Here is a 20,731-nt window from a genome sequence, read left to right on the forward strand (position 1 = left end):
TTTTGGTTATTGCTAGTCCAGACCAGCGATGATCGCCCGCAGCGTGGCAATCCCGTCGCCCTTTTCGCTGCTGGTCAAAACCATTTCAGGGTATGCGGCCGGATGTTTGGCGATCGCCGCACGGACCTGTGCCAGAACCTTTTCACTGTCCTTGTCTTTAACCTTGTCGGCCTTGGTCAGGACGACCTGAAAAGTGACGGCAGATCTGTCTAGCAACTTCATGATCTCTTCGTCAGCGGCTTTGACGCCATGGCGGAAATCAATCAGCACAAAGGCGCGGCGCAAACTGGCGCGGCCTGCCAAATAGTTTTTCAACAGCGCCTGCCATTTTTCCACCACCGGAAGCGGTGCATTGGCAAAACCATAACCAGGAAGGTCGACCAAATACCGTTCGGCCCCAAGGGTGAAATAGTTGATTTCCTGTGTCCGGCCCGGCGTGTTTGAGGCGCGCGCCAGTGCTTTGCGGCCTGTCAGTGCATTGATCAAGCTGGATTTCCCGACGTTTGAACGCCCGGCGAAACAAACCTCGGCACGGTCATCGGGTGGCAAGCCGTCCATGGCGACCACGCCCTTGAGAAATTCGACTTCGCCCGCGAACAAAATGCGTGCGGCTTCGCGCACATCTGCTTCGGGTTCTTCTACCAGTGGAAAGGGGAGTTGCTGTGTCACAGTCTTTGAACCTTGTCGCCCTGCCGGATCGTGCCCGCTTTGACCACCTTGGTCTGGACCGAGAAGTCGCGATGCCCCCAAGTGTCCAATGCCGCAAGAATGTTGTCGTCGCGTTGTCCGGTTTCGGGATTGTTATGAGTGGCAAGGCAGCGCTCGGTGCGTTCCACCACTTCGAGAATTGCGTCGCCTATTTGAACCTGATGACCGACCCAGTCGAATTCTTCCCACGGAGCCATGCCATCAACCCATAGGTTACAGCGCCAACGGTGGATCGACAAAGGGTGTCCAATGCGCTGTTCAACAGCACGATGCGAAGATGTGTTGCCCAACGTGATGGACTGAAAATTGCAGTCAGTGAACCCGAAATTCTGCCCGCGCACAACACGCGAAGACTGTGCCCGATTCTCAGGGATAAAGGGCCCAGCCCAATCGATCAGCTGATCGCCTTCTGTATCGGGGTTAAATGTCAGGTCAGCGCGCTCTGGATGCGACAGTGTCACATTGCCGGTGGTTTCATCAAGTTTGGCTGATATTGCACTGAGAAGTGGGGCCTTGGCCCCGCGCGAGAACTGGCTGCAAGGAGCCCATGCACTGCCGTCGGCCTTGGATGCCTCATGCGCAACAGCCCACACCCGATCCCAAGGCAAAGCTTTGCCAGTGGTCAGGTCCGCAAATGAAAGCGGCTCCCAACCATGACTTTTGATTGGGAACCGCCAGATTTCAGCAAGAGTTTGGGTCATTTGTCCTCAGGCTTGCCTGCTTTTTTCAAGCCGCTCGTGATATTGCCCAGTATGTCAGGTTTAAAGCCCTGGCTGCGCATAATCAGGTACTGCTGTGTAAATGTGATCGTGTTGTTCGCGATCCAGTACACCACAAGACCACTCGCAAATCCACCCAGCATGAACATGAAGACCCAAGGCATCCAGGCAAAGATCATCGCCTGAGTTGGATCCGTTGGTGCCGGGTTTAGCTTTTGCTGCAGGAACATCGAGATACCCAACAGCAGCGGCAAGATACCAATAAAGATCAGTGCCATGATGGAACCCGCTTCTGGTGCCGCCCAAGGCAGGGCACCAAACAGGTTGAAGATCGATGTTGTATCTGGTGCAGACAAGTCCTGGAAAGGACCAAGAAAGGGAGCGTGACGCAATTCAAGCGTTACAAAAATCACCTTGTACAAAGAGAAGAAGATCGGGATTTGCATCAAGATCGGCAAACAACCGGCGGCCGGGTTCACTTTTTCTTTTTTGTACAAAGCCATCATTTCTTTTTGAAGCTTTTCGCGATCGTCGCCGGTGCGTTCTTTGATTTTGGCCATTTCTGGCTGAAGCTCTTTCATCTTTGCCATGGAGACATAAGATTTATATGCCAGCGGGAAAAGCAGTGCCTTGATTAGCAAGGTCAGACCAATGATTGACCAACCCATGTTGCCGATTGCGGCGTTCAGCCAGTGTAAAACAGCAAAGATCGGTTTGGTTAGGAAGAAGAACCAACCCCAGTCGATGGAGTCGAGAAAGCCATCAACGCCGCCCTTTTCATAGCCACGGATGGTTTCCCACTCCTTGGCACCAGCAAACAGTTGGGTGCTGGCGTTTTTCGTCTCGCCCGGTGCCACTTGGACTGTCTGCAACACTGTTTCGGTCTGATAGATATCGCGGCGTTCGTCGTATTTGGCGACCTGTTTATAAGGGGTGCCTGCAGCGGGGATAAGGGTGGTCATCCAATAGTGATCTGTGAAGCCGATCCAGCCGCTCTCAGCGACCTGAGTCACTTCGGCGCGCGCACCTTCGCTGGCGATCACGTTGAAATCAGGCATATCGCCGTAGTCTATTTCCGATAGCGTACCGTCTGCCATCGCAACAACACCTTCGTGTAGAACGAAGAAGTTTTTCAGATCGTCTGGTTCGCCTTTACGAGCAAGAATGCCGTAGGGAGCAAGAGAGACCGTAGCTCCGCCAGTGTTTTCAACTGTTTGTGTGATTGAAAACATGTAGTTGGCGTCAATTGCAACTGTGCGTCGAAACGTCAGGCCAGCGGGGCTGTCCCAACGCAAAATCACAGGGGATGTCGTTGTCAGTGTCTGGCCGGTTTCAATCGCCCAAAGAGTGTTGGCACCGGGGACATCGTCTAATGTCAAACCCGCGCCGGGCGCCCAGCCGTACAGGGCGTAGTAAGGATTATCGCTACCAGCTGGATCGAGCATCTGCACAATGGCTGAATCGTCATCCAGAGTTTCGCGGTAATCTTTCAGCCGTAGATCATCAATGCGGCCACCAACCAACGAAATCGAGCCTTCAAGGCGGTCGGTGTCCAAAGTGACACGGGGCGCTTCTGTGGTTTCGCTTGCGGTCTCAGCTGCCTGAGCCGGGGCACTGCCCGGTGCAGCAGCCGGTGCCACTGCAAGGTCGTTGTCCGCCGCAGGTGCTGCGCCCTCGATCGCAACAGGTGCGTTCGGGTCAATCTCAGGCTGTTCGGGTGGGGGAAACAAGATGAACCAGGCCAGGATCACCACAAAGCTGAGTGCCGTTGCAAGAAACAGGTTCTTGTTCTGATCGTCCATGAGGGGAGCTGCCTTATCCGTTCAAAGTCACCGGTGCGTTCAAACGTCCCAAGCCCCAAAGGTCAAGGGGATTCGCAGGTTCTACCCATGGGTAGCGGCATCAAAGCCCCATGATCACCATAAAACCGGTCAGATTGTGCCGAAACAGGGTTAACCTCCGGTGCGTCCCAAACGCTGGGCCCCTTCGATACGGACGGCATGTTCTTTGGCCCAATCGATCATTTTGTCCCCGGGCATCGGGCGCGCAATGCCAAAACCTTGAACGTGATCGCAACCCAGTTGAGACAGCAAAGCATGTTCCCCGACACTTTCGACACCTTCAGCCAAGGTTTCAAGTCCAAGGCGGTCTGCCATCCCAAGGACTGCAGCCAGCATGCGGTGTTGGTCTTCGTCGCGGTCGACCCGAGTGACAAAACTGCGGTCAATTTTCAAACGGTGTACCCGAAATTTGCGCAACGCGGTGATTGAGGCGTGACCGGTGCCAAAGTCGTCAAGGTCAATATGGCACCCCAACTCACCCAGTGCGACGATGTTACGAGCCACAATACCTTCTGGAGAACCGGCAATGACGGTTTCGAGCACCTCGATGCCTAGGCGCTGTGGGGTCAGGCCAAAGCGGTCGAGTTCCCACTGGATTTTCTCAACCAGATTTGGACTGCGCAATTCGGAATCGGAGAAGTTGACACTCACACGCGGAATATCAAGACCTGCTTGGTCCCAACTTCTCAGCGCCGTCAGGCTATGTTGCAAGATGACTTCGCCCAGGTTTTCCATGCGGCCGGAATCCTCCAATACGCGCAGGAACTGAGCAGGCGGAACAATTCCGCGCTCCGGATGGATCCAGCGGGCCAAAGCTTCTGCTCCGCTGATATTGCCGGTGGATGTGCATATTTGCGGTTGAAACCACGGTTGAATTTGACCGTTTGCCAAAGCGCGGTCGACCTCGGTTTTCAGGTTTTGCTGTTCCTTGTGGGCTGCGCGCATGTTTTCCGACCACGCCCGAATAGCAGAGGGGCCATTGTTGATCGCTTCATTCAAAGCGACATGGGCTGCTTCAAGCATTTGAATGCCCGTCGCGCTATCAGGTAAGCGCGAGCTACCGCAAAAGCCGATTGAGGCCGAAAGGTAGCGCATTGAGTTTTCTAGTGAGGCAGGTTCTTCGACAGAGGTTTGTAGTCGGGTTGAGAGCTGCAACAGCGCTTCAAGATCGAGCCGAATAGACGGCGCGAGCAAGATCAAGAAGCGATTGTCGCTCATCCGGACGGCGCGATCATCCCGGCGAAGGGTATTGCGCAAACGGTTCAAGGCTAGATCACGCATCGCCTCTGCGGCGGCGTCGCCGCCGCGACTTGCAATTTCTTCGAGCCCATCGACCTCAACCAATATGCAGCCTGAGGCCAAACTGGCAGATCGGGCCTGAGCAAGGCAGGCATCGGCCATCTTGTTGGCGGTCATCGTGTTGACCACGTCGGCGTAGCCGGGGGGCGCGCTGCCTTGATTGGAGGGAACTGAAAAATTGCCAGTCAGCAACAAAATTGCTGGTAACCCAAAGGCCACGGCAATCAACAAAGGTTCGCCGCCAAGCCAAAAAGCGGCCAGTGCAAGAGCCGGCAAAAATGCCAAAGCATGTGGCCCATTCAGGCCGCGATGCAATACTAAACGAAGTCTACCAATTTGGGCGTTGATGGCCGCTTTCATCGCGTATCCTTTCCCTTGCCTTACAAGGGAAACTAGACGCAACCGGTAACTCGGCTATTAACAAAACGACATCTAATCGTTCGAATTATCCGCGTTCGCCTGCCGCATCAGACCGGCAAAGTCGAATAATTTGGGGTCTAGCATATGCGATGGACGTATATTTGTCAGGGCTTTGAACATGACATTGCGGCGGCCAGGGCTGTTCTTCTCCCAGCCGTCCAGAATTTGTTTCACTTGTTGCCGCTGTAACCCATCCTGACTACCGCATAAATCGCAGGGAATAATCGGATAGTTCATAGCTTTGGCGAATCGTTCACAGTCGACCTCGGCTACATGGGCCAAGGGGCGGTAGACAAACAGATCGCCTTCTTCGTTGATCAATTTGGGCGGCATCGTTGCCAATCGCCCGCCGTGAAACAAATTCATAAAGAAGGTTTCTAGGATGTCGTCGCGATGATGGCCGAGTACAACCGCACTACAGCCTTCTTCGCGGGCAATCCGGTAGAGGTTGCCCCGGCGCAGGCGCGAACACAGAGCGCAAAAAGTGCGGCCTTCTGGGACTTTGTCCATCACGATGGAATAAGTGTCTTGATATTCAATCCGGTGCGGCACTTCCATTTTTTCGAGGAACGCGGGCAAAACTGTCGCGGGAAACCCCGGCTGCCCTTGGTCAAGGTTGCAGGCTACCAGTTCGACAGGCAGCAGGCCGCGCCACTTAAGTTCATGTAAGATGGCCAACAAAGTATAGCTGTCTTTACCGCCCGACAGGCAGACCAACCACTTTGTGCCTTCTTCGATCATACCATATTGATCGATTGCTTCGCGCACGTTTTGTACGATGCGTTTGCGCAGCTTTTTGAACTCGGTGGTTTTGGGCGCACCGTAGAACAGCGGGTGAATATCATCGGCGTTGTCAAACATAGGGTGTGTTCACTGTTCTGGTGGGGTTGCGAAAGTCGAGAGGTCTGGAGTCTGAACGCTCATACCATCATTTCGGCGCTTAGTCTTTGCGGGGAGGTACGTTGTCAATCCCGGACCCGCCCCATGGGTGACACCGGCCAATGCGGCGCAAAGTCAGCCAAATGCCTTTGATCGCGCCGTGCTTTTCCAGCGCCTCCAACGAATAGGCAGAGCAGGTGGGGTGATAGCGGCACCCGTGCCCAACCCACGGAGAAAAGAGCAACCGATAGGCGCGCACCGGCAATGCCGCGACATGGGCCATCGGGCTCATGCGTGCAACTTTTTCAGGGCGTGGGCCAAATCGGCCTGCATGGCGGTAAATTCATGAGAGGCGGTTTTCTCGGCCCGGCCAATTAGCACGTAATCATAGCCGTCTTGCCCCATGCGGGGCAGTACGAGGCGGGCGATTTCGCGCAACCGGCGTTTGGCACGGTTGCGGGCAACGGCATTGCCAACCTTTTTGGAACAGGTAAAGCCGACCCGCATGCCCATAGCTTCGCCATCAGCCCGTTTTCTGGCTTGAACCAGAAACGCAGGGCAGGGCGCACGGCGGGCGCGGGCCGCTTTCAGGAAATCACTGCGCTTACGCAGGACTGCCAACGGCAAAAGAGCCGCCCGCGGTTCACCCGAGGCGGCCTTTTGATCTTGTTCGTCCGGCTCCGTCATATGCGAAGCTCCGGTCGTTACGCGCTCAGGCTCTTACGGCCACGTGCACGACGGGCGTTCAGAATTTTGCGACCTGCTTTGGTTGCCATGCGCGAACGGAAACCGTGACGGCGCTTGCGAACGAGGTTCGACGGCTGGAAGGTACGTTTCATAGCGGCTACTCCGATCCTTGGCCTAGAGCGGATTCGCCAGACCAGTGGTAATTGAAGTCCGTGCTATAGGGAGGTGATTGGGGTATGTCAAACGCCAATCAGGGCAGTGTTGCAACATTTCACTGCCAAAACCGGCGGCAAATGTTTCACTCTGGCAATATTAACCCCGAATTCTCACGCTGGCGATAACTCTGCATCAACGGGATGTGAGAAGGCTATTGTTGCGTGGCATTCATACGCATGTTTGCTGCATGAATGCGACAACCGAAAGCCCCAATGATATGAGCGATATGACCCAGACACCTCCAAATGCCACCCAAGGTGGCCTGCGCAGATACCTTCCACTGTTGGGGATCGGGACGGTTGCTATCATTGGTGCCTTTACGTTGCGCGATTATCTTACATTTGAAACCCTGCGCGACAACCGAGAGGCGTTATTGGCCTTCCGAGACAGCAATCTAATTCTGACTTTGGGCGTGTTTGTAGCGGCCTACGTGGCAATTGTTGGATTTTCGCTGCCGGGTGCATCCATTGCAACGTTAACGGGCGGCTTTTTGTTTGGCACGCTGACCGGGTCCATGGTCAACGTTGTGGCCGCAACTGCCGGAGCTTCGACAATCTTCTTGGCTGCGCGTTGGGGGCTTGGTGCGCGCTTGGGGGCGAAGCTGGAAAACTCCGAAGGAACGGTGAAGCAAATCAAAGACGGGATCGATGAAAACCAATGGTCGATGCTGTTTCTGATTCGGCTTGTTCCAGCCGTGCCATTCTTTTTGGCAAATCTGATTCCGGCGTTCCTTGAGGTGCCTCTGTATCGCTTCGTTGTCTCAACCTTCTTGGGAATCATCCCCGGTACGGTTGTCTTCACATCGATTGGCGCGGGTTTGGGCGAAGTGTTTGCCCGCGGCGAAACCCCTGATTTCGGCATTATATTCGAGCCGCACATCATTGGCCCTATCCTTGGTTTGGCCGCTCTTTCTGCACTTCCCATCGTTATCAAAGCCGTTCGCGGCAAAAAGGACCTGTAATCATGGAAACCATCAAAACTGATCTGCTGATTATTGGTGCCGGTTCTGGCGGGTTGTCGACAGCGGCAGGGGCGGCGCAAATGGGGGCCTCTGTTGTTTTGCTTGAGGGCCACAAAATGGGCGGCGATTGCCTGAACTATGGCTGTGTCCCTTCCAAGGCGTTGATCGCCAGCGGTAAGGCCGCATTCGAAATGACCCATGCGCAAGACTACGGGGTGGCCAACGTTGTGCCTCAGGTCGACTATGCCGCTGCCAAAGACCATGTGAATGACGTGATCGCCACGATTGAACCTGTCGATAGCCAAGAACGCTTTGAGAGTTTTGGCGTTCGGGTGATCCGTGAATACGGGCAGTTTATCTCACCGACCGAAGTTGAAGCAGGCCCCTATAAGATCATCGCGCGCCGCGTGGTGATTTCGACTGGCTCTTCTCCCTTCGTCCCGCCCATTCCGGGCTTGGACAATGTTCCCTATCTGACCAACGAATCCTTGTGGGAGTTGCGCGAGAAGCCTGAGCACCTGCTTGTCATTGGCGGTGGCCCAATCGGAATGGAAATGGCCCAAGCGCACCGCCGCCTTGGATCCGAAGTCACGGTGATTGAGGGTATGAAAGCCCTTGGTAAAGATGACCCCGAGATGGCAGAGGTGGTTTTGGAAAATCTGCGCGCCGAAGGGATCGAGATCGCCGAGGAGGCCCTTGCAAAAGAGATTCGCGGTGAAGCGGGGGCGATTGAAGTCGAAACCCAAGATGGCCGCATCTTTAAGGGCACGCATTTGCTGATGGCCGTGGGCCGCAAGGCGAATGTCGCCAAGTTGGGATTGGACAAAGCCGGGATCGAAACCACCCGGACCGGCATCAAAGTCGACGACAGCCTGCGCACAACCAACAAAAAGGTCTATGCGATCGGGGACGCTGCTGGCGGTCTGCAATTTACCCATGTTGCAGGCTATCACGCTGGTATCATCATCCGGTCGGCTTTGTTTGGGCTACCCGCCAAAGCCAGCACCAAACACATCCCTTGGGCCACCTACACCCAGCCCGAATTGTCCCAAGTCGGGCTAACCGAGGCGCAGGCAAGCGAGCAATATGGAGACAAGCTGGAGGTTGCGCGTTTTCACTATCATCATAATGATCGCGCCATCGCGGAGCGCAAAACCAAAGGTCTGATCAAGGTGATGGTTGTCAAAGGCAAACCAGTCGGGGCGTCAATCGCGGGCTACCAAGCGGGTGAGTTGATTTCGACTTGGTCGCTAGCCATTGCCAATGGTTTGAAAATGAGCGCAGTGTCCAACATGATTGCGCCCTATCCCACAGTCTCTGAAATGAACAAGCGGGTGGCAGGCGCGTATTTCTCACCTAGATTGTTTGAGAATGACACCGTGAAAAAGGTTGTCCGATTTGTACAACGCTGGCTGCCGTAGACCCTGATGCTGAATTCTCTCTCAGGCCGTTTCCTTATCCTAACCACCATCTTTGTGATGCTGGCCGAAGTGATGATTTTTGTTCCTTCGGTCGCGCGGTTTCGCGAGGATTATCTTACGACACGGCTTGAGAGGGCGCAGATCGCCTCTTTGGCGCTGCTCGCGGATGATATGCTGACTGAGGAGCTTGAAGCAGAGCTGCTTAAAAACGCCGGGGTCTTCAACGTTGCTTTGCGCCGCGATGAAGTCAGTGAGTTGATGCTGTCATCGCCCATGCCCGCCGAAATCACCAAAAGTTTTGATTTGCGCGGGGCGCGGCCCATGCCGCTGATCCGCGACGCGATGATGCGATTGGCCAATCCGGATCCACAAGTGATCCGGGTGATTGGCAATCCGTCCTTGGACGCCGGTCAGCAAATCGAAATCACCATGGATACAGAAGATTTACGCAATTCCATGATCGACTACGGGCTGAATATCTTGTGGTTGTCCGCGGTGATTTCGGTGTTCACAGCCTTTTTGTTGTTCTTATCGGTGCGGGTCTTGCTTGTGCGGCCGATCAAAGGCGTGGTGGGCCACATGCAAGCTTACTCCGCTGCGCCAGAGGATGCGCGCCAGATCATCGAGCCATCTGCCAGCGTTCGAGAGCTTAGAGAAGCGGAAGAGGCGTTGCACAGTCTGCAAACGCAGCTGACCTCCGCGCTCAAGCAAAAAGATCGTCTGGCTCAGCTGGGCGGTGCTGTAGCGCGGGTCAGCCATGATCTGCGAAACATTCTAACAGCCGCGCAGCTGTTCACAGACAGGATCGAAATGTCCGAAGATCCGACAGTCAAACGTATGGCACCGAAACTGGTGAATTCGATCACCCGGGCAGTGTCATTATGCGAGAACACACTTGCATTTGGTCGCGCCGAAGAACCTGCGCCGGCCCTGATCCATTTCGATTTAGCCAGTTTGGCCAGCGAAGTGATTGAAGCCGAACGGCTGGCCATCGGTGAATATGATCTGAGCATTTCCGAAGACATCCCCGCAGGAATGATGGTGCGCGGTGATCCTGAACAATTATACCGCGCTTTAGGCAATTTGATCCGCAATGCGCGCCAAGCGATTGTGGCCAGCAGCCAGCCCGGTGAAATTGGCGTGCAGGCACTGTCTACGGATACGGATTGGATCATCCACGTTACAGATACCGGCCCCGGCCTGCCACCGAAAGCCAAAGAGCATTTGTTTCAGGCCTTTCAGGGTGGCGTGCGCAAAGGTGGCTCCGGACTCGGGCTTGCGATTGTCTTTGAGCTTGTCCGTGGTCACGGCGGCGAATTGACCCTTGATCGCAGCGATGAAACCGGAACAGTTTTCACCATTCGACTTCCGATGGGAAAATTGATGTAAAAAGCTGAAATTGCCTCTTGCGCTCCTGCTCTACTAACTCTAAATCCTGCCCTCACGGACCGATAGCTCAGCTGGATAGAGTACCTGACTACGAATCAGGGGGTCGGGGGTTCGAATCCTCCTCGGTCCGCCATTACACCCCTGATCATAAACTTATCCCTTCGATTTCAAGTGGTTATGTTCCTGAGTTGGAACTTGCTCTGAAAGTTGGAACTTTTCTGTTCCCTCTACGGTCCTGCGTAGATCGGCGGACTTCGAATAACGTGTCGCTTCCCCAATAGTCTCATGGCCTAAAATAGCCATTCGTTGATCTGCGGAAGCACCATTCTCTTTGAACATCGCTGCACGACCCTTGCGAATCCCGTGAGCGGTCTTGCCCTTCTCAAGGCCAGCAGCGTTAGCGGCCTTAGAAAACCATGATGCGGCACTCTTTGGAGAGCGAGATTTTCCGGTTTGGGTCGTTAGAAAAGTGATGTGATTATCTTCGGCGTTTAGACATGCCTGCAAATCTGTTGTGCCTTCAAACCAATCTGGCCCATCGGCGTAGAAAGGGCAGGCCGCAACACTGTTTGATTTTTGCCGGGTGTAGGACAACCAACCATCTTTGACGTTGCCACGTGTGAGATTGCAGGTGTCGCCAATTGCGGCGCAGGTCCGATACATCAGCTCGAAAGCCAAGCGTTCTTTGGTGCCGATTGCCCAGAAAGCCCGGAAAGCAGCAAAGTCATTACGCGTCCAGGGGGTGTGCCCATCGGTTGCCGCAGTCTTGCTCAGTGAAACTTGGCGCGCCACGTTGATTTCAATCATTCCTTGCTCATCCCAGAAGGAACAGAGTGAGCGCCAAACCTTGAGGCGGTTGTTTCGAGAGTGTCCCTCGAATGTCGATAGGTCTTTTTTAATGTGGCGGGCTGTCAGGCTTTCCAGATTGGCAATCCCGTAACGCAGGCGAATATCATCGCAACGAGTGCGCCAGCGTTCCTTGGTGCTCGATGCCATCCCGTGAAAACTAGAAGATCCCAGATAGGCCGTAACGCCTGCGCCCAAGCTGCCTAGGCCGAATGCCTTAGGTTTCGGGGTAGGGGCCTTGCCTGATGCATCAACATATGCCGCTAGAAATGCTGCACTATCTTTTGGAGCGTCGGGCATTCGAACGCCCTTTTCCCCTTTGGGTCGATAATAGAAGCGTGGGTTACCGCTAGCAAAGAAACCGGATTGGGAAAGATGCTTCAACCTGACCGTTCCTCGAAAATGGCGTCGCATGTTTTGGCCTCACTTGCGTTGGTTGTGTTTTCGACTTCACCAACCAAGATACGCACAATACCACCGCCGCGCACCTCAACCGCTGAAACGGGCAATCCAGCGCGTTTTGCGCCTTCAATGGCCGTCTGGACTAGCTGAGGTGTTGTGCGACGATTCTGGATGGCTTCATTCATCGTTGCCCCCTTCCCGCTGGCCCAGCTCGGTCATGTTGAGCGGTGACAGGTATTCGTTGCCGTCTTCGATCTCGCTTAGGTTTTCCCAACCACGAATTTCATTCGGGCTGATCCAGCCCCATTCCCGGCCGATCCGATAAGCCTCATAGCGGGCCTTCATATCGCCGCGCAGTAGGCCAGCAAGGTCATGCTCTACAAAATAGCGCTTGCGCCCTTCGCTGGTAAGAAGCGCCGCATTCATAGCCTGTTCAATGCGGCGGGCCATCGGGGCCAGACAGCGCACCACCAGCGCGCGACTTTCGCCATCTACATTTGAATAGGTGGCGTTATCTGTGATCCCAACAACTGTGGGCGGAACACTGAATGTGCGGGCCACGTCCATGTTGGACAGCTTGCGGCTTTCCAAAAACTCGGCATCCTTGGATGACAGCGACAGGCTTTTCCATTCAACGCCGCCATCCAAAACCAGAATACCGGATGACTGCACCTCGCCTTCAACGCGGGTGCGCAGCTTGTCCAAAGCATCAACCTTTTTGTCACCGCCGATGGATTGAGGAAACACAAGCGCGCCCTCGGGACGGAAGGCTTTGCCCGCTTGACGGTTCGCCTGTTCTTGCTGTGTCAGTGCCAAGGAAAAGGTTTCTCGCGCGAGTTGGATAGGCGATGCGCCCATGATCCCATCGGGGCCAAGGCGATAGCGCAAATGCAGGATTTCTTCTTGCAGGTGGACCTTTGTGCCGCCGCGTGCGTCCGACACGCGATAGCGAAGCCGCCCGCTTTCCAAGCGCTCAACCGCAACCATGGCTGGGTTGAGTGGGAACAAACCCACCACCTGCCCGCGGGCGTTGCGGTCGATCTGGGCAAAGGCATTGCCCGTGGTCAATAGCGAGACAATCAAATGCTCACGACCTTCAAAGGCGGTCAATTGCTCGTTGAAGTTATCATGCAAACAGGTGTGAAGCGGGTGCGACGTGGCGCGGTTCCGACCGCTGCCTTCGCCGTGCTGATAGACATTGAACGGCATTGCGGCCAAGTTTTGACTGATTACCGAAATACATGCTTGAGCTACGGAAAGGCCGGACGCGCGGCTTGGATCAACAAATCCGCTTGCGGTGCTGCGTTGGCCCAAAAACGCTGCAAGCGCCGGGTCAGAGGAGGTGATCGTAGAGTCGCGCTGTTCACGGCCAAAGATGCGAGACAACAGGCTCATGTCATCAACTCCAAAATTGTCAGGGTGCGGGCTGCATGATTGCGGGCTGTGAATATGCTGGGCTTTGAGCGGGCCTGAATGACCGTGCCACCATAGGCTGGGAACGCTGCAACAATGCTGATTTCGAACAGATCCACCGCCCGCAATTCGCGGCGGTTGTCGTCAATCTGCTCATCGCGGGCGTTAAACCCAAAGGACATTCCGCCAAGGTCGCCGCGTTCGGCCAATGCCAACACATCGCGGCCAGCTTGTGTATCTGGCACATCCAGATCAAAAGCCAAGCCGCGTGTGTCTTCGCTCAGGCGCAGAGTGCCGGACTTGGTGCGGGCCAAAACGCGGGCCGGATCATGGTCAACCAGCGCCAAAATGTCAGACCTTTGTGCCAAAGTGGTCGCAAAAGCACCGGGGGCGATGGTTTCAAGCATCCCCCCACCAATCCGTGCCTCTGTGCCAAATAGGGCTGCGTAGCCTTCTAGGCGTCGGCCTTTGGTACGCAGTTCGGCGGTTTGAAAGCGTTTCTCAAGGGTCACAGGTTAAACTCCCGATATGGGGCAATCAGGCGCGATACGCCCAAAGGGACAACGGTTAGTTGTCCCTCGGTCACGGCCTCTTTGTTTTCGAAGAAATGAGCGGCAAGCATCAATGCCGCATGTTTTAGTGCCGGAGGAAGTGGGTCAACCGTCATGCCCACATCAATTGAATTGAGATGATCCACAGCCGCATCCAACGCGTTCTGTAATTCCAAATCAAAATCCGTATCCTCAGGCAAAACCCGACAGTGGGCCTTCACATCCTCCAGCGTCACCATTAGCCAATCTCCGCGTAGCGGAAGCCTTCGGGGTGGCGGACCACCACGTCAGCATCAAGGAAGGCATGAAGCAGAGCGCCGCCCTTGCTGGCCACATCCGAATGATAGGGGTTCACAAGCAGATCCACACCAGACCAGTAGCCGATATAGAGGCTGGCCCATTCACCATAGATCAGCGCGTCTTTGTCGCTACCTGCGCCAATGTCACTGGGAACCTGTGTGGACGACTCTACGCGCTCATTGTGGAACGTTTCAGACAGCGGAATGTTGCGGCCATCAGAGTCTTGAAGCTTGCGGGCGAGGTTCATAACCGCTGGATTGGTCAGGAACGCCGCCGTACCAGAAACGTTGTCCGATTCCAGAGCCGCAATCAAGTCCGACGCTAAATCCGCGTCAATCGGGCCACCGGTAACACTCGAAACGTCACCGTTGGCCAAAATGCCCGTAGGTTCATTTGTGCCGCCCCCACGTATGGCCGCGCTATCCAGCTTTTGAGCCAGCAAAAAGGCCAGATCTGCCCGCAACACCGTTTCCAAAGCCGTGTTGGATTGCAGCATCATCCGGCGTGACAACTCATATTCCGCTGTAACTGTCTTTGGCCCCATGGACGTTTTGCTAAAGGTAGCGTCTGAGCGGTTGGCATCGGTGTGCTCCGCTACCCAAGATGCAGAACCAGATCCGGCAAGGCGGGGCAGTTCAAGATTGCCAGACAAGCCGCGCAAAACTGTTGCACCCATGCTTTCGATCTTAAGGGCCGGGCGGCGGCGGTCGGTCATGGCGGCAAGGTTTGTTGCCACCAGATTGCCCCCCGTGCCGCCCGTGGTCAAAGCGCGGGTTTCGCCGCCAAGAATGATTTCAGTCGGAACCATAACGCCGCGCACTTCGCCGCGATCTCGGGCCAATTCTTGGTGGTGTTCCGCTTCAAGACCGGTCAACCGGCCAGAGCGGCTTTCGGTCAGCGCCTTCGACAGCGAATAGCCCGTTGTGGTCAACGTGCCGCTGCCATTGCCGGAAACATCTTCGCCGCGCGCTTCGAACCGCTCAAACTCTGCTAGTTTTTCCGCATTGGTCAAACGGGTTTGCAAACTACGCGCTTCACCTTCCAGCGTGTTGAAGCGCTTTTGCTCTTCGCCAGACAAGTCACGGTTTTCCGTGTCTGCCTTGTCATTGATTGCCCGCATTTCTGCGGTTTTTGCTGCACGTTGCTCACGCAGCTCATGGGCCTTATCAAGAGTCATCTTGATTCTCCTTTGTGGATGTTAAGATAAAGGCCAGCGCGTTCTCTGCGTCCAAACTTTGCGCGCGCTGGCCGGTTTAGAAACCTATGGAATGTCCTCCCATTGGTCAGCGCATGCCGCCACTAGGGGCGCAATCATGTTTCCTTCGATTTTCATGCTAACTTCGCGTTTGTCTTGTTGTTCTTCCAGCAAGAGAAAGTTGGCCGTCACAAGCCAATCGTGTTCTTCTTCGCAGTCAGTGAAACGAAGGCGGTCGCTGCTATCGCCAGACGCCTCAATGTAGCGCTTTTGCATTTCTGCTTGAGACGTTTTGACATTCATCTGGATTTCCCAGCTAAGAGCGTCTTGGCTGGATTTTGACGTTATGCCTGTCAATCGGTTGTTTGGCTCTTGGTTCTTGGAAAACAACAATGCGGTTGCGAGAACTTTAATCAGGTCGTTGCTTTTAAGCATATCGCAATAATTTGTGGGCAGCGGTGCGCCATACCACTTGTACGGCATCGCCTTCTCATCTTCGGGCCTTCCAAGACCATTTTGCAGGGCGGTTAAATCTGTCCAGTCACAGAAGTCAAACTTGGCACGAGACAAATCCCGCAAGGCGTATCCTGTGCCGGTTGGCTCAGAAAAAGAATTAAACCCCAAGAGAACAGCGGCAAGGTCATCGGGCTGCATCTCGGCAGCGCCCTTGCCGCGCCCACCGCTGCGCAAAAAACCATGTTCACGCATGAAACGGGCGCGCGTTTTTGCTTCGCTGGGTTTTATCCCGATTTCCATAGAAGCGGCGTTTATGAGTGCAGCAAGTTTCATATGCGTTCTTTTTGCACGAGATGCAAAAAAGGGTCAAGTGTTTTTGCATCTCGTGCAATTAAGGGCGGCGTTGCGAATTCTTGTGACGTGCTGGTTTGCTCAAGATCTGGGATATGTGGTCAAGTTGTTCTGCTGTGCGGTGCAAGGCGAAAGTAACACGGTATGAGATATACAGCGCCGCGTCGCGGGTTCTACCTTCGGTGTCTAGGTCGCCATCTTTCACCAAGGCATCAAGCGCGTGGGATAGGTGCAGCGCTTCTTCAAATCCTTCGGGGTATTCTTCTCCGTCCGAGTGCAAGAGAGTCCATGCCTCAGAAATTGCGTCACATTCGTTGTCCGGAAGGCTATCCAGATAGGCCGCTTGGCGGCTCCGCAAGGCTTCAACTTCCTCCATGTGGTCACTGAAAACATTGCTGCCGCATAGGGCAAGGCCGCTTACCTGATTGTTTTCAAACATGGAAACAGGGTGTGGCTGATCGTTCGCGCAGGCGCGGTCTTTGGGCATTGTCAGGGTCTCCTGAATGGGTTATCAACAGTTTATGTTGATAACGACGGTGAGTATCGCCGTCAACAGAAAATGTTGATATGACACCTGCACAATGCCGAGCCGCGCGCGCCTTGATTTCTATGACACAACCAAAACTCGCCGAAACTGCATCAGTTGGCTTGTCCACGGTCGTAGATTTCGAAAAGGAAAGAAGGGCTGTCGCAGAACCTTCAATTATGGCCATCTGCGAGGCTCTAGAACGCGCGGGTGTAGAACTCATTCCTGAGAATGGTGGCGGCGCAGGCGTTCGGCTTAGAAAATGAAAAGCTTGGATGAATTTAACGGGGACACCAGTCTAGCAGTAAGAGTAGAGGGCGCAGTAATGTGCCTATTGGTAAGCAAAGGCGCTTACTCGGAACAGCTTGCTAGTGCTCTGGATTGGGTTCTCCCACTTGGCCCGGGCGACTTCCCCCAAGAGCTTCAAGACAGTTGGGCGTGTATTCAAAGGACAATGGAACAATGCCCCAGCGTCCAAATAACTGGCTGCCCCCCACATAGGGACACACTTTCTATTTCGAGAAGCCCCAAGAGAAAGTCTGAGTTCGCGCAAGCACTGCTCGAAATCTATCGCGCGACGCTTTCTGGAAAAACCTAGAACTTACTCCAAAAGCTGCGCCAAACACGCCGGAAGCTCTTCTTCCAACTCTCGGTCAATCGCTTCGATCGCCATGGCAAGCGCCACCAGCCCATCGATCCGCCCGCTTGACCGCGCTTTGTCCAATTTTCTGTTGCCAGCGGCATCACGCTCAATCACCGCGTTGGATGCGCAAAAGGTCAGGATCGGGTTGCCGGCATGACGCAACCGGCCTTCCGCAACCATGCGTTCCAGCTTGTCCACCGCTGGCCCCATATCGCGAAAGCCCTGCCCGAATGGCTCCAGCGGCGGAGCGACGTTGATGCGGTCCAATTCCCGTTTCAGATCATTGATGCGCCAGCGGTCATAGGCGATGGTGCGCAGATCGAAGTCTTGGCAAGCCTCTGCAATGGCTTCGGCCACGGCGCTAGGATCGATCACGGGACCGGGGATCAGGGTTAGAAAACCCTGTTTCGCCCAAACCTCGTATGGCACCCGATCTTGTTCCGATTTTTCGCGAATGCCAGCCTCAGGCAAGAAGAACCTGGCGAACACATCAATGCCGCCATCGGCATCGGGAAAGACCAGCACAAAGGCGGTCAGGTCGCGGCTCTGCGACAGATCCAGCCCGCCCCAGCATTCACGCCCTGCCAACGCCGCATAATCCACCGCGCCGCCATTGGCGTCCCATTCTGCCTTGGCCAGAAACCTGACATGCGCGTCAACGCGTTGGTTTAAGATCAGGTTGCGGAATGATTGTTCCTTGGACGGAATACGCTGCGCTTGCGCCGCTTGACGCTGCACATCCTCAAGGGATCGAAAGTCACCAAGCGCCGGATTTGCTTTGAGCCAAGTTTCTTCGCTCCAAGGGTCATCGTCTTGATCTGCTCCGTAAAAAGTCAGGTGAAAGCTTGGGTCGATTTCTTCGCCCGCGTTTATCTTTTTGCCATAGTCCACCAGTTCGGACAAAACCGCGTGGTCATTGGCGGCTTGGGTGCTAATCACGCAAAGCAGCGGGTTGTCACGCGCGCCCATGGCCGTATCAAGCGCTTCGTAGAGGTCGCGCTTGGGGGCGGTGCCAAGTTCGTCGTAAATGGTAAAACTGGGACTCAAACCCTGTTTGGTGGAAGCATCGGCGCTAAGTGCTTGAAAAATTGAACCTTTTCCAGTGCCGCTTAGGACTTCGATCCGCTTTGAGAATTTGACCACGTTGACGCGCGTGTCCAGTTCGGGGTGTTCGTCCAGTATCGCGACCATTTCCATGAAGGTCTTTCCGGATTGCTGTTTGTCGTTTGCGGCGGCATAGACTTCGCCCCGGCTTTCCGCCTCTGGCCCGACAAGGTGGCAAAGGCCAAGACCCGCGACCAATTGCGTTTTGCCGTTCTTGCGGGCCATGGACAAAACCGCAGTGCGCACCGGGCGTTGGCCGGTTTCATCTTCGGCGTAGACGGCTTCAAGGAAGTCGCGTTGCCAATCGCGGATTTCAAGTTTTGAACCGGCCAAACTGCCCTGAGTGATCGGCAGATCCTCAAGAAACGCAACCACGCGTTCAACGCGGCTTAGACCGGGCTTCTCCCATGGCAAGACGCTGCGCAGGGGCGAAACTTCGTCTTGCGCGAAGCCAAACGCGCCTTGGGCCGTGTTGCCAACCACTGCCAGTTTAGGCTTGGCCCCCTTGCCGCGTTGTCCCATTTTTAGATTTCCTTATTAAATATTTGTTTGTCTATGCAGACGGTTAGCAGGATGATCCGCTTTCGTGATCTGACCCGCCCCCACCCCACCAGCCGTCACTCGGATCGATCGGTTCGCCCTCCGCATCACACCCTTTGAAGCGGCGACCAGTTGAGTTGCCGTGTGTTCGATCAAAGCCCGCCGTCTTCTCATTGTGACAGCGAGCGCACAGAGCCATGAGGCCAGAGAGTTCTGGATAAGCTGCGCCGCCTTGGCTGATCGGTTTGATGTGATCGACGGTGTTGGCTTCGACAGTCATCCCACGGCGTTCGCATATTTCGCAGATTGGGTTCTGCCCCAGCTTGACCAAGCGTAGCTTCTTCCACTTGCTGGTGATGTACGGCCAACGTGCCATCAGTTCACCTGCCTTGCTAGTTCGGACAGATCATAAGCAATCTCGCTTTTCTCCTCGTGAAAGCGGTGCGGGTTGCGATGGTCAGGGCATAGCCGGTGAATGCGGTAGACCAGATCTGCTATCTGTTGACTTGGTTTCTCAGGCTTCAACAACTCATTGCGCCGCATGGCTGGCCCCCTCGAAGTCAATCAGTTGCTCGAAGTACCACCGAGCTTCTGCACAGGCGTCTGGCGTGGTGGGGGGGGTCTTGCTTGGAAGGTGGAAGAATTTCTTGTTCCCCTTCTCCTGCAATTGCTGGATTGAGAAAAAACACAACTTTGGAAATTGGTTTTCATCCAGCCAATCACCCCAAGCGTTTAGAGCGCTGTGTTCTGTGGTTGGTACGACAACCAGCCCCGCGAATGTCCGGCCTGCAAAGTGGTGGTTTCTGAATTGCGACAAGCATTCCGGGCGCTTTGTGGAAACATCTGCCCTCTTATGTTCTTTATACTGTTCTTCCTTATAATGCGGAGGGATGATTTGCCCCCCCTTTTGCTGCAAATCATCCCCCCTTTCTTTACCTTGCGTGGGTGGATTTGCCCCCCCTTTATCGGTCTTGACAGGTGCATTTTGCCCCCCCTTTACAGGGCGGAACGGGATGATTTTTGAGGGTGAAAGAAGGCGTAGCATTGGCGATTTTCCGCGCCCGCCGTCGCCAATCGACAGTATCCACCCGGCGTTTCTGAGTTCCCGCAAGACGCGCTTTACGGTGTCTTTATGGACCTTCAAATAGTTCGCCAAGGTTTCTTGTGAGGGGTTCAGTCGGCCTGTTTCGTCGTTGTAGAATTGCAGTGCCAAGGCGGTGCAAACGTTCTTGGCGGTGGCGGAAAGCCCTTCTACCTGCATCACGGCTTTTAGCCACTCATAGCGGCTAATTGTGGCGCTGGTCATGCTGCACCCCCAAGGCTTGCGTAGGGGGAGTGGGCCATGTTATCAGGAAGTGAAAGCTTAGCCGCTTCGTGAACGTCTTTAGCCTCGGTTGCGCCCGCCAGCGCACCGGGGCTTTCGTTTGCCAGAACTCCTTTTGAAAGTTGGAACTCTGTGGCGTAACCCTTTGAACGGTTTAAGGCGTCAATGTTGGAAGTTTTGCCTGTAACCGATTGTTCTGGTTTGAAATTGTGCGACCCTCCTCGGTCCGCCATTACTTCAAAAAACGCGCGCAAACTCAATGAGTTGCGCGCGTTTTTGCGTGAATGGGTTGAAGGTTTTGATAATTCGTCGGACTCGGCATTGGGATTTGTGTGGGCAGCGATCTTTTTTGCTTCCAAAATAGTGGCCTACTGTGCAGGTGCTCCAACGGTTTTGGCGTGCACCTTGCTCAAGCCTTGGAAATTTCCGTGTTTCCTAGGCATATGCGATAAGCGCTTTTCAATGATCGGCACCACGGACATAGTGCTCAATTTCCTTTCGGCTTTCATGTCCGCTACTAGCCAGAATTTCGTTGTTTCT

General features: G+C 54.7%; 23 protein-coding genes and 1 tRNA gene. 4 read left to right on the top strand and 20 right to left on the bottom strand.

Translation table 11 applies throughout. From position 1 onward, the window contains the following. Positions 1–12: 12 nt before the first annotated feature. From yihA to rpmH, 8 genes are all read right to left on the bottom strand, one after another. On the bottom strand, positions 13–669 hold the full coding sequence (gene yihA / locus C8N36_RS09565; RefSeq protein WP_097803735.1) for a ribosome biogenesis GTP-binding protein YihA/YsxC: 657 nt from the start codon (positions 667–669) through the stop codon (positions 13–15). Next, positions 666–1,409, bottom strand: a complete 744-nt coding sequence (locus C8N36_RS09570; protein WP_097803734.1) for an MOSC domain-containing protein — start codon at positions 1,407–1,409, stop codon at positions 666–668. Before C8N36_RS09570 ends, yihA begins: the two co-directional genes overlap by 4 nt. Beyond that, the gene (gene yidC, locus C8N36_RS09575) at positions 1,406–3,229 is read right to left on the bottom strand and encodes a membrane protein insertase YidC (RefSeq protein ID WP_097803733.1); all 1,824 of its coding nucleotides are present in this window, start codon (positions 3,227–3,229) and stop codon (positions 1,406–1,408) included. The genes C8N36_RS09570 and yidC overlap by 4 nt, the downstream gene beginning before the upstream one ends. Before the next feature lie 150 nt (positions 3,230–3,379). Beyond that, complete coding sequence (locus C8N36_RS09580) at positions 3,380–4,927, bottom strand: putative bifunctional diguanylate cyclase/phosphodiesterase (RefSeq protein WP_097803732.1); 1,548 nt, start codon at positions 4,925–4,927, stop codon at positions 3,380–3,382. 72 nt (positions 4,928–4,999) lie between these two features. Next, on the bottom strand, positions 5,000–5,848 hold the full coding sequence (gene ttcA / locus C8N36_RS09585) for a tRNA 2-thiocytidine(32) synthetase TtcA (RefSeq protein ID WP_097803731.1): 849 nt from the start codon (positions 5,846–5,848) through the stop codon (positions 5,000–5,002). A 79-nt stretch (positions 5,849–5,927) separates the two neighbouring features. After that, positions 5,928–6,158 (bottom strand): membrane protein insertion efficiency factor YidD, encoded by a 231-nt coding sequence (yidD, locus tag C8N36_RS09590; protein WP_097803730.1) that lies wholly within the window; start codon positions 6,156–6,158, stop codon positions 5,928–5,930. Further along, entirely contained in the window at positions 6,155–6,553 is a 399-nt protein-coding gene (gene rnpA, locus C8N36_RS09595) for a ribonuclease P protein component (protein WP_097803729.1), read from the bottom strand. Before rnpA ends, yidD begins: the two co-directional genes overlap by 4 nt. A gap of 17 nt (positions 6,554–6,570) precedes the next feature. Then, positions 6,571–6,705 carry a 50S ribosomal protein L34 gene (gene rpmH, locus C8N36_RS09600; RefSeq protein ID WP_072775959.1) on the bottom strand — a complete coding sequence of 45 codons (135 nt, stop codon included), beginning with the start codon at positions 6,703–6,705 and terminating at the stop codon, positions 6,571–6,573. Positions 6,706–6,986: 281 nt separating this feature from the next. Between rpmH and C8N36_RS09605 the strand changes: the two genes are divergently transcribed. The 4 genes from C8N36_RS09605 to C8N36_RS09620 all read left to right on the top strand — a co-directional run bounded on the left by C8N36_RS09605 (position 6,987) and on the right by C8N36_RS09620 (position 10,673). Then, positions 6,987–7,730, top strand: coding sequence for a TVP38/TMEM64 family protein (locus C8N36_RS09605; protein WP_097803830.1), 744 nt, complete (start codon positions 6,987–6,989; stop codon positions 7,728–7,730). 2 nt (positions 7,731–7,732) lie between these two features. Next, positions 7,733–9,151, top strand: coding sequence for a dihydrolipoyl dehydrogenase family protein (locus tag C8N36_RS09610; RefSeq protein ID WP_097803728.1), 1,419 nt, complete (start codon positions 7,733–7,735; stop codon positions 9,149–9,151). A 6-nt stretch (positions 9,152–9,157) separates the two neighbouring features. Further along, a complete protein-coding gene (locus C8N36_RS09615) occupies positions 9,158–10,540 on the top strand; it encodes a sensor histidine kinase (protein WP_097803727.1) in 1,383 nt (460 codons plus the stop codon). Between the two features lie 56 nt (positions 10,541–10,596). Next, positions 10,597–10,673: transfer RNA gene (locus tag C8N36_RS09620), tRNA-Arg, on the top strand. Positions 10,674–10,693: 20 nt separating this feature from the next. Here C8N36_RS09620 and C8N36_RS09625 read toward each other — a convergent pair. From C8N36_RS09625 to C8N36_RS24140, 12 genes are all read right to left on the bottom strand, one after another. After that, entirely contained in the window at positions 10,694–11,686 is a 993-nt protein-coding gene (locus C8N36_RS09625; protein ID WP_170125849.1) for a tyrosine-type recombinase/integrase, read from the bottom strand. Positions 11,687–11,766: 80 nt separating this feature from the next. After that, a complete protein-coding gene (locus C8N36_RS09630) occupies positions 11,767–11,973 on the bottom strand; it encodes a hypothetical protein (protein WP_097803725.1) in 207 nt (68 codons plus the stop codon). Then, positions 11,966–13,183: a phage portal protein gene (locus tag C8N36_RS09635; protein ID WP_097803724.1), complete on the bottom strand. Its 1,218-nt coding sequence runs from the start codon at positions 13,181–13,183 to the stop codon at positions 11,966–11,968. The genes C8N36_RS09630 and C8N36_RS09635 overlap by 8 nt, the downstream gene beginning before the upstream one ends. After that, entirely contained in the window at positions 13,180–13,713 is a 534-nt protein-coding gene (locus tag C8N36_RS09640; protein WP_097803723.1) for an HK97 family phage prohead protease, read from the bottom strand. Before C8N36_RS09640 ends, C8N36_RS09635 begins: the two co-directional genes overlap by 4 nt. Continuing rightward, complete coding sequence (locus C8N36_RS09645) at positions 13,710–13,991, bottom strand: head-tail connector protein (RefSeq protein WP_097803722.1); 282 nt, start codon at positions 13,989–13,991, stop codon at positions 13,710–13,712. Before C8N36_RS09645 ends, C8N36_RS09640 begins: the two co-directional genes overlap by 4 nt. Beyond that, positions 13,991–15,229 carry a phage major capsid protein gene (locus tag C8N36_RS09650; RefSeq protein ID WP_097803721.1) on the bottom strand — a complete coding sequence of 413 codons (1,239 nt, stop codon included), beginning with the start codon at positions 15,227–15,229 and terminating at the stop codon, positions 13,991–13,993. Before C8N36_RS09650 ends, C8N36_RS09645 begins: the two co-directional genes overlap by 1 nt. An 84-nt stretch (positions 15,230–15,313) precedes the next feature. After that, positions 15,314–16,036 carry a hypothetical protein gene (locus C8N36_RS09655; protein ID WP_097803720.1) on the bottom strand — a complete coding sequence of 241 codons (723 nt, stop codon included), beginning with the start codon at positions 16,034–16,036 and terminating at the stop codon, positions 15,314–15,316. Between the two features lie 58 nt (positions 16,037–16,094). Next, complete coding sequence (locus C8N36_RS09660; protein WP_097803719.1) at positions 16,095–16,541, bottom strand: hypothetical protein; 447 nt, start codon at positions 16,539–16,541, stop codon at positions 16,095–16,097. A gap of 640 nt (positions 16,542–17,181) precedes the next feature. Then, positions 17,182–18,849 carry a terminase large subunit gene (locus C8N36_RS09675; protein WP_097803716.1) on the bottom strand — a complete coding sequence of 556 codons (1,668 nt, stop codon included), beginning with the start codon at positions 18,847–18,849 and terminating at the stop codon, positions 17,182–17,184. 43 nt (positions 18,850–18,892) lie between these two features. Then, positions 18,893–19,243 (bottom strand): HNH endonuclease, encoded by a 351-nt coding sequence (locus C8N36_RS09680; RefSeq protein WP_097803715.1) that lies wholly within the window; start codon positions 19,241–19,243, stop codon positions 18,893–18,895. Positions 19,244–19,396: 153 nt separating this feature from the next. Next, positions 19,397–20,173 carry a helix-turn-helix domain-containing protein gene (locus tag C8N36_RS09685; protein ID WP_097803714.1) on the bottom strand — a complete coding sequence of 259 codons (777 nt, stop codon included), beginning with the start codon at positions 20,171–20,173 and terminating at the stop codon, positions 19,397–19,399. Then, positions 20,170–20,550, bottom strand: coding sequence for a hypothetical protein (locus C8N36_RS24140; protein ID WP_097803713.1), 381 nt, complete (start codon positions 20,548–20,550; stop codon positions 20,170–20,172). The genes C8N36_RS09685 and C8N36_RS24140 overlap by 4 nt, the downstream gene beginning before the upstream one ends. Between the last annotated feature and the right edge of the window lie 181 nt (positions 20,551–20,731).

Source organism: Pelagimonas varians (assembly GCF_003208435.1).
In the GTDB taxonomy this organism is placed as follows: Bacteria; Pseudomonadota; Alphaproteobacteria; order Rhodobacterales; family Rhodobacteraceae; genus Pelagimonas; species Pelagimonas varians.

Excerpts from the sequence above, each read along its gene's own strand:
- C8N36_RS09625 (WP_170125849.1), bottom strand. The coding sequence starts at position 11,686 with ATGCCCGACGCTCCAAAAGATAGTGCAGCATTTCTAGCGGCATATGTT.
- C8N36_RS09635 (WP_097803724.1), bottom strand. The coding sequence starts at position 13,183 with ATGAGCCTGTTGTCTCGCATCTTTGGCCGTGAACAGCGCGACTCTACG.
- C8N36_RS09685 (WP_097803714.1), bottom strand. The coding sequence starts at position 20,173 with ATGACCAGCGCCACAATTAGCCGCTATGAGTGGCTAAAAGCCGTGATG.
- yidC (WP_097803733.1), bottom strand. The coding sequence starts at position 3,229 with ATGGACGATCAGAACAAGAACCTGTTTCTTGCAACGGCACTCAGCTTT.
- C8N36_RS09675 (WP_097803716.1), bottom strand. The coding sequence starts at position 18,849 with ATGGGACAACGCGGCAAGGGGGCCAAGCCTAAACTGGCAGTGGTTGGC.
- C8N36_RS09660 (WP_097803719.1), bottom strand. The coding sequence starts at position 16,541 with ATGCCCAAAGACCGCGCCTGCGCGAACGATCAGCCACACCCTGTTTCC.
- rnpA (WP_097803729.1), bottom strand. The coding sequence starts at position 6,553 with ATGACGGAGCCGGACGAACAAGATCAAAAGGCCGCCTCGGGTGAACCG.
- C8N36_RS09580 (WP_097803732.1), bottom strand. The coding sequence starts at position 4,927 with ATGAAAGCGGCCATCAACGCCCAAATTGGTAGACTTCGTTTAGTATTG.
- C8N36_RS09630 (WP_097803725.1), bottom strand. The coding sequence starts at position 11,973 with ATGAATGAAGCCATCCAGAATCGTCGCACAACACCTCAGCTAGTCCAG.
- rpmH (WP_072775959.1), bottom strand. The coding sequence starts at position 6,705 with ATGAAACGTACCTTCCAGCCGTCGAACCTCGTTCGCAAGCGCCGTCAC.
- C8N36_RS09655 (WP_097803720.1), bottom strand. The coding sequence starts at position 16,036 with ATGAAACTTGCTGCACTCATAAACGCCGCTTCTATGGAAATCGGGATA.
- C8N36_RS09650 (WP_097803721.1), bottom strand. The coding sequence starts at position 15,229 with ATGACTCTTGATAAGGCCCATGAGCTGCGTGAGCAACGTGCAGCAAAA.
- yidD (WP_097803730.1), bottom strand. The coding sequence starts at position 6,158 with ATGAGCCCGATGGCCCATGTCGCGGCATTGCCGGTGCGCGCCTATCGG.
- C8N36_RS09615 (WP_097803727.1), top strand. The coding sequence starts at position 9,158 with ATGCTGAATTCTCTCTCAGGCCGTTTCCTTATCCTAACCACCATCTTT.
- C8N36_RS09610 (WP_097803728.1), top strand. The coding sequence starts at position 7,733 with ATGGAAACCATCAAAACTGATCTGCTGATTATTGGTGCCGGTTCTGGC.
- C8N36_RS09570 (WP_097803734.1), bottom strand. The coding sequence starts at position 1,409 with ATGACCCAAACTCTTGCTGAAATCTGGCGGTTCCCAATCAAAAGTCAT.
- ttcA (WP_097803731.1), bottom strand. The coding sequence starts at position 5,848 with ATGTTTGACAACGCCGATGATATTCACCCGCTGTTCTACGGTGCGCCC.
- C8N36_RS09680 (WP_097803715.1), bottom strand. The coding sequence starts at position 19,243 with ATGGCACGTTGGCCGTACATCACCAGCAAGTGGAAGAAGCTACGCTTG.
- C8N36_RS09645 (WP_097803722.1), bottom strand. The coding sequence starts at position 13,991 with ATGGTGACGCTGGAGGATGTGAAGGCCCACTGTCGGGTTTTGCCTGAG.
- C8N36_RS09605 (WP_097803830.1), top strand. The coding sequence starts at position 6,987 with ATGAGCGATATGACCCAGACACCTCCAAATGCCACCCAAGGTGGCCTG.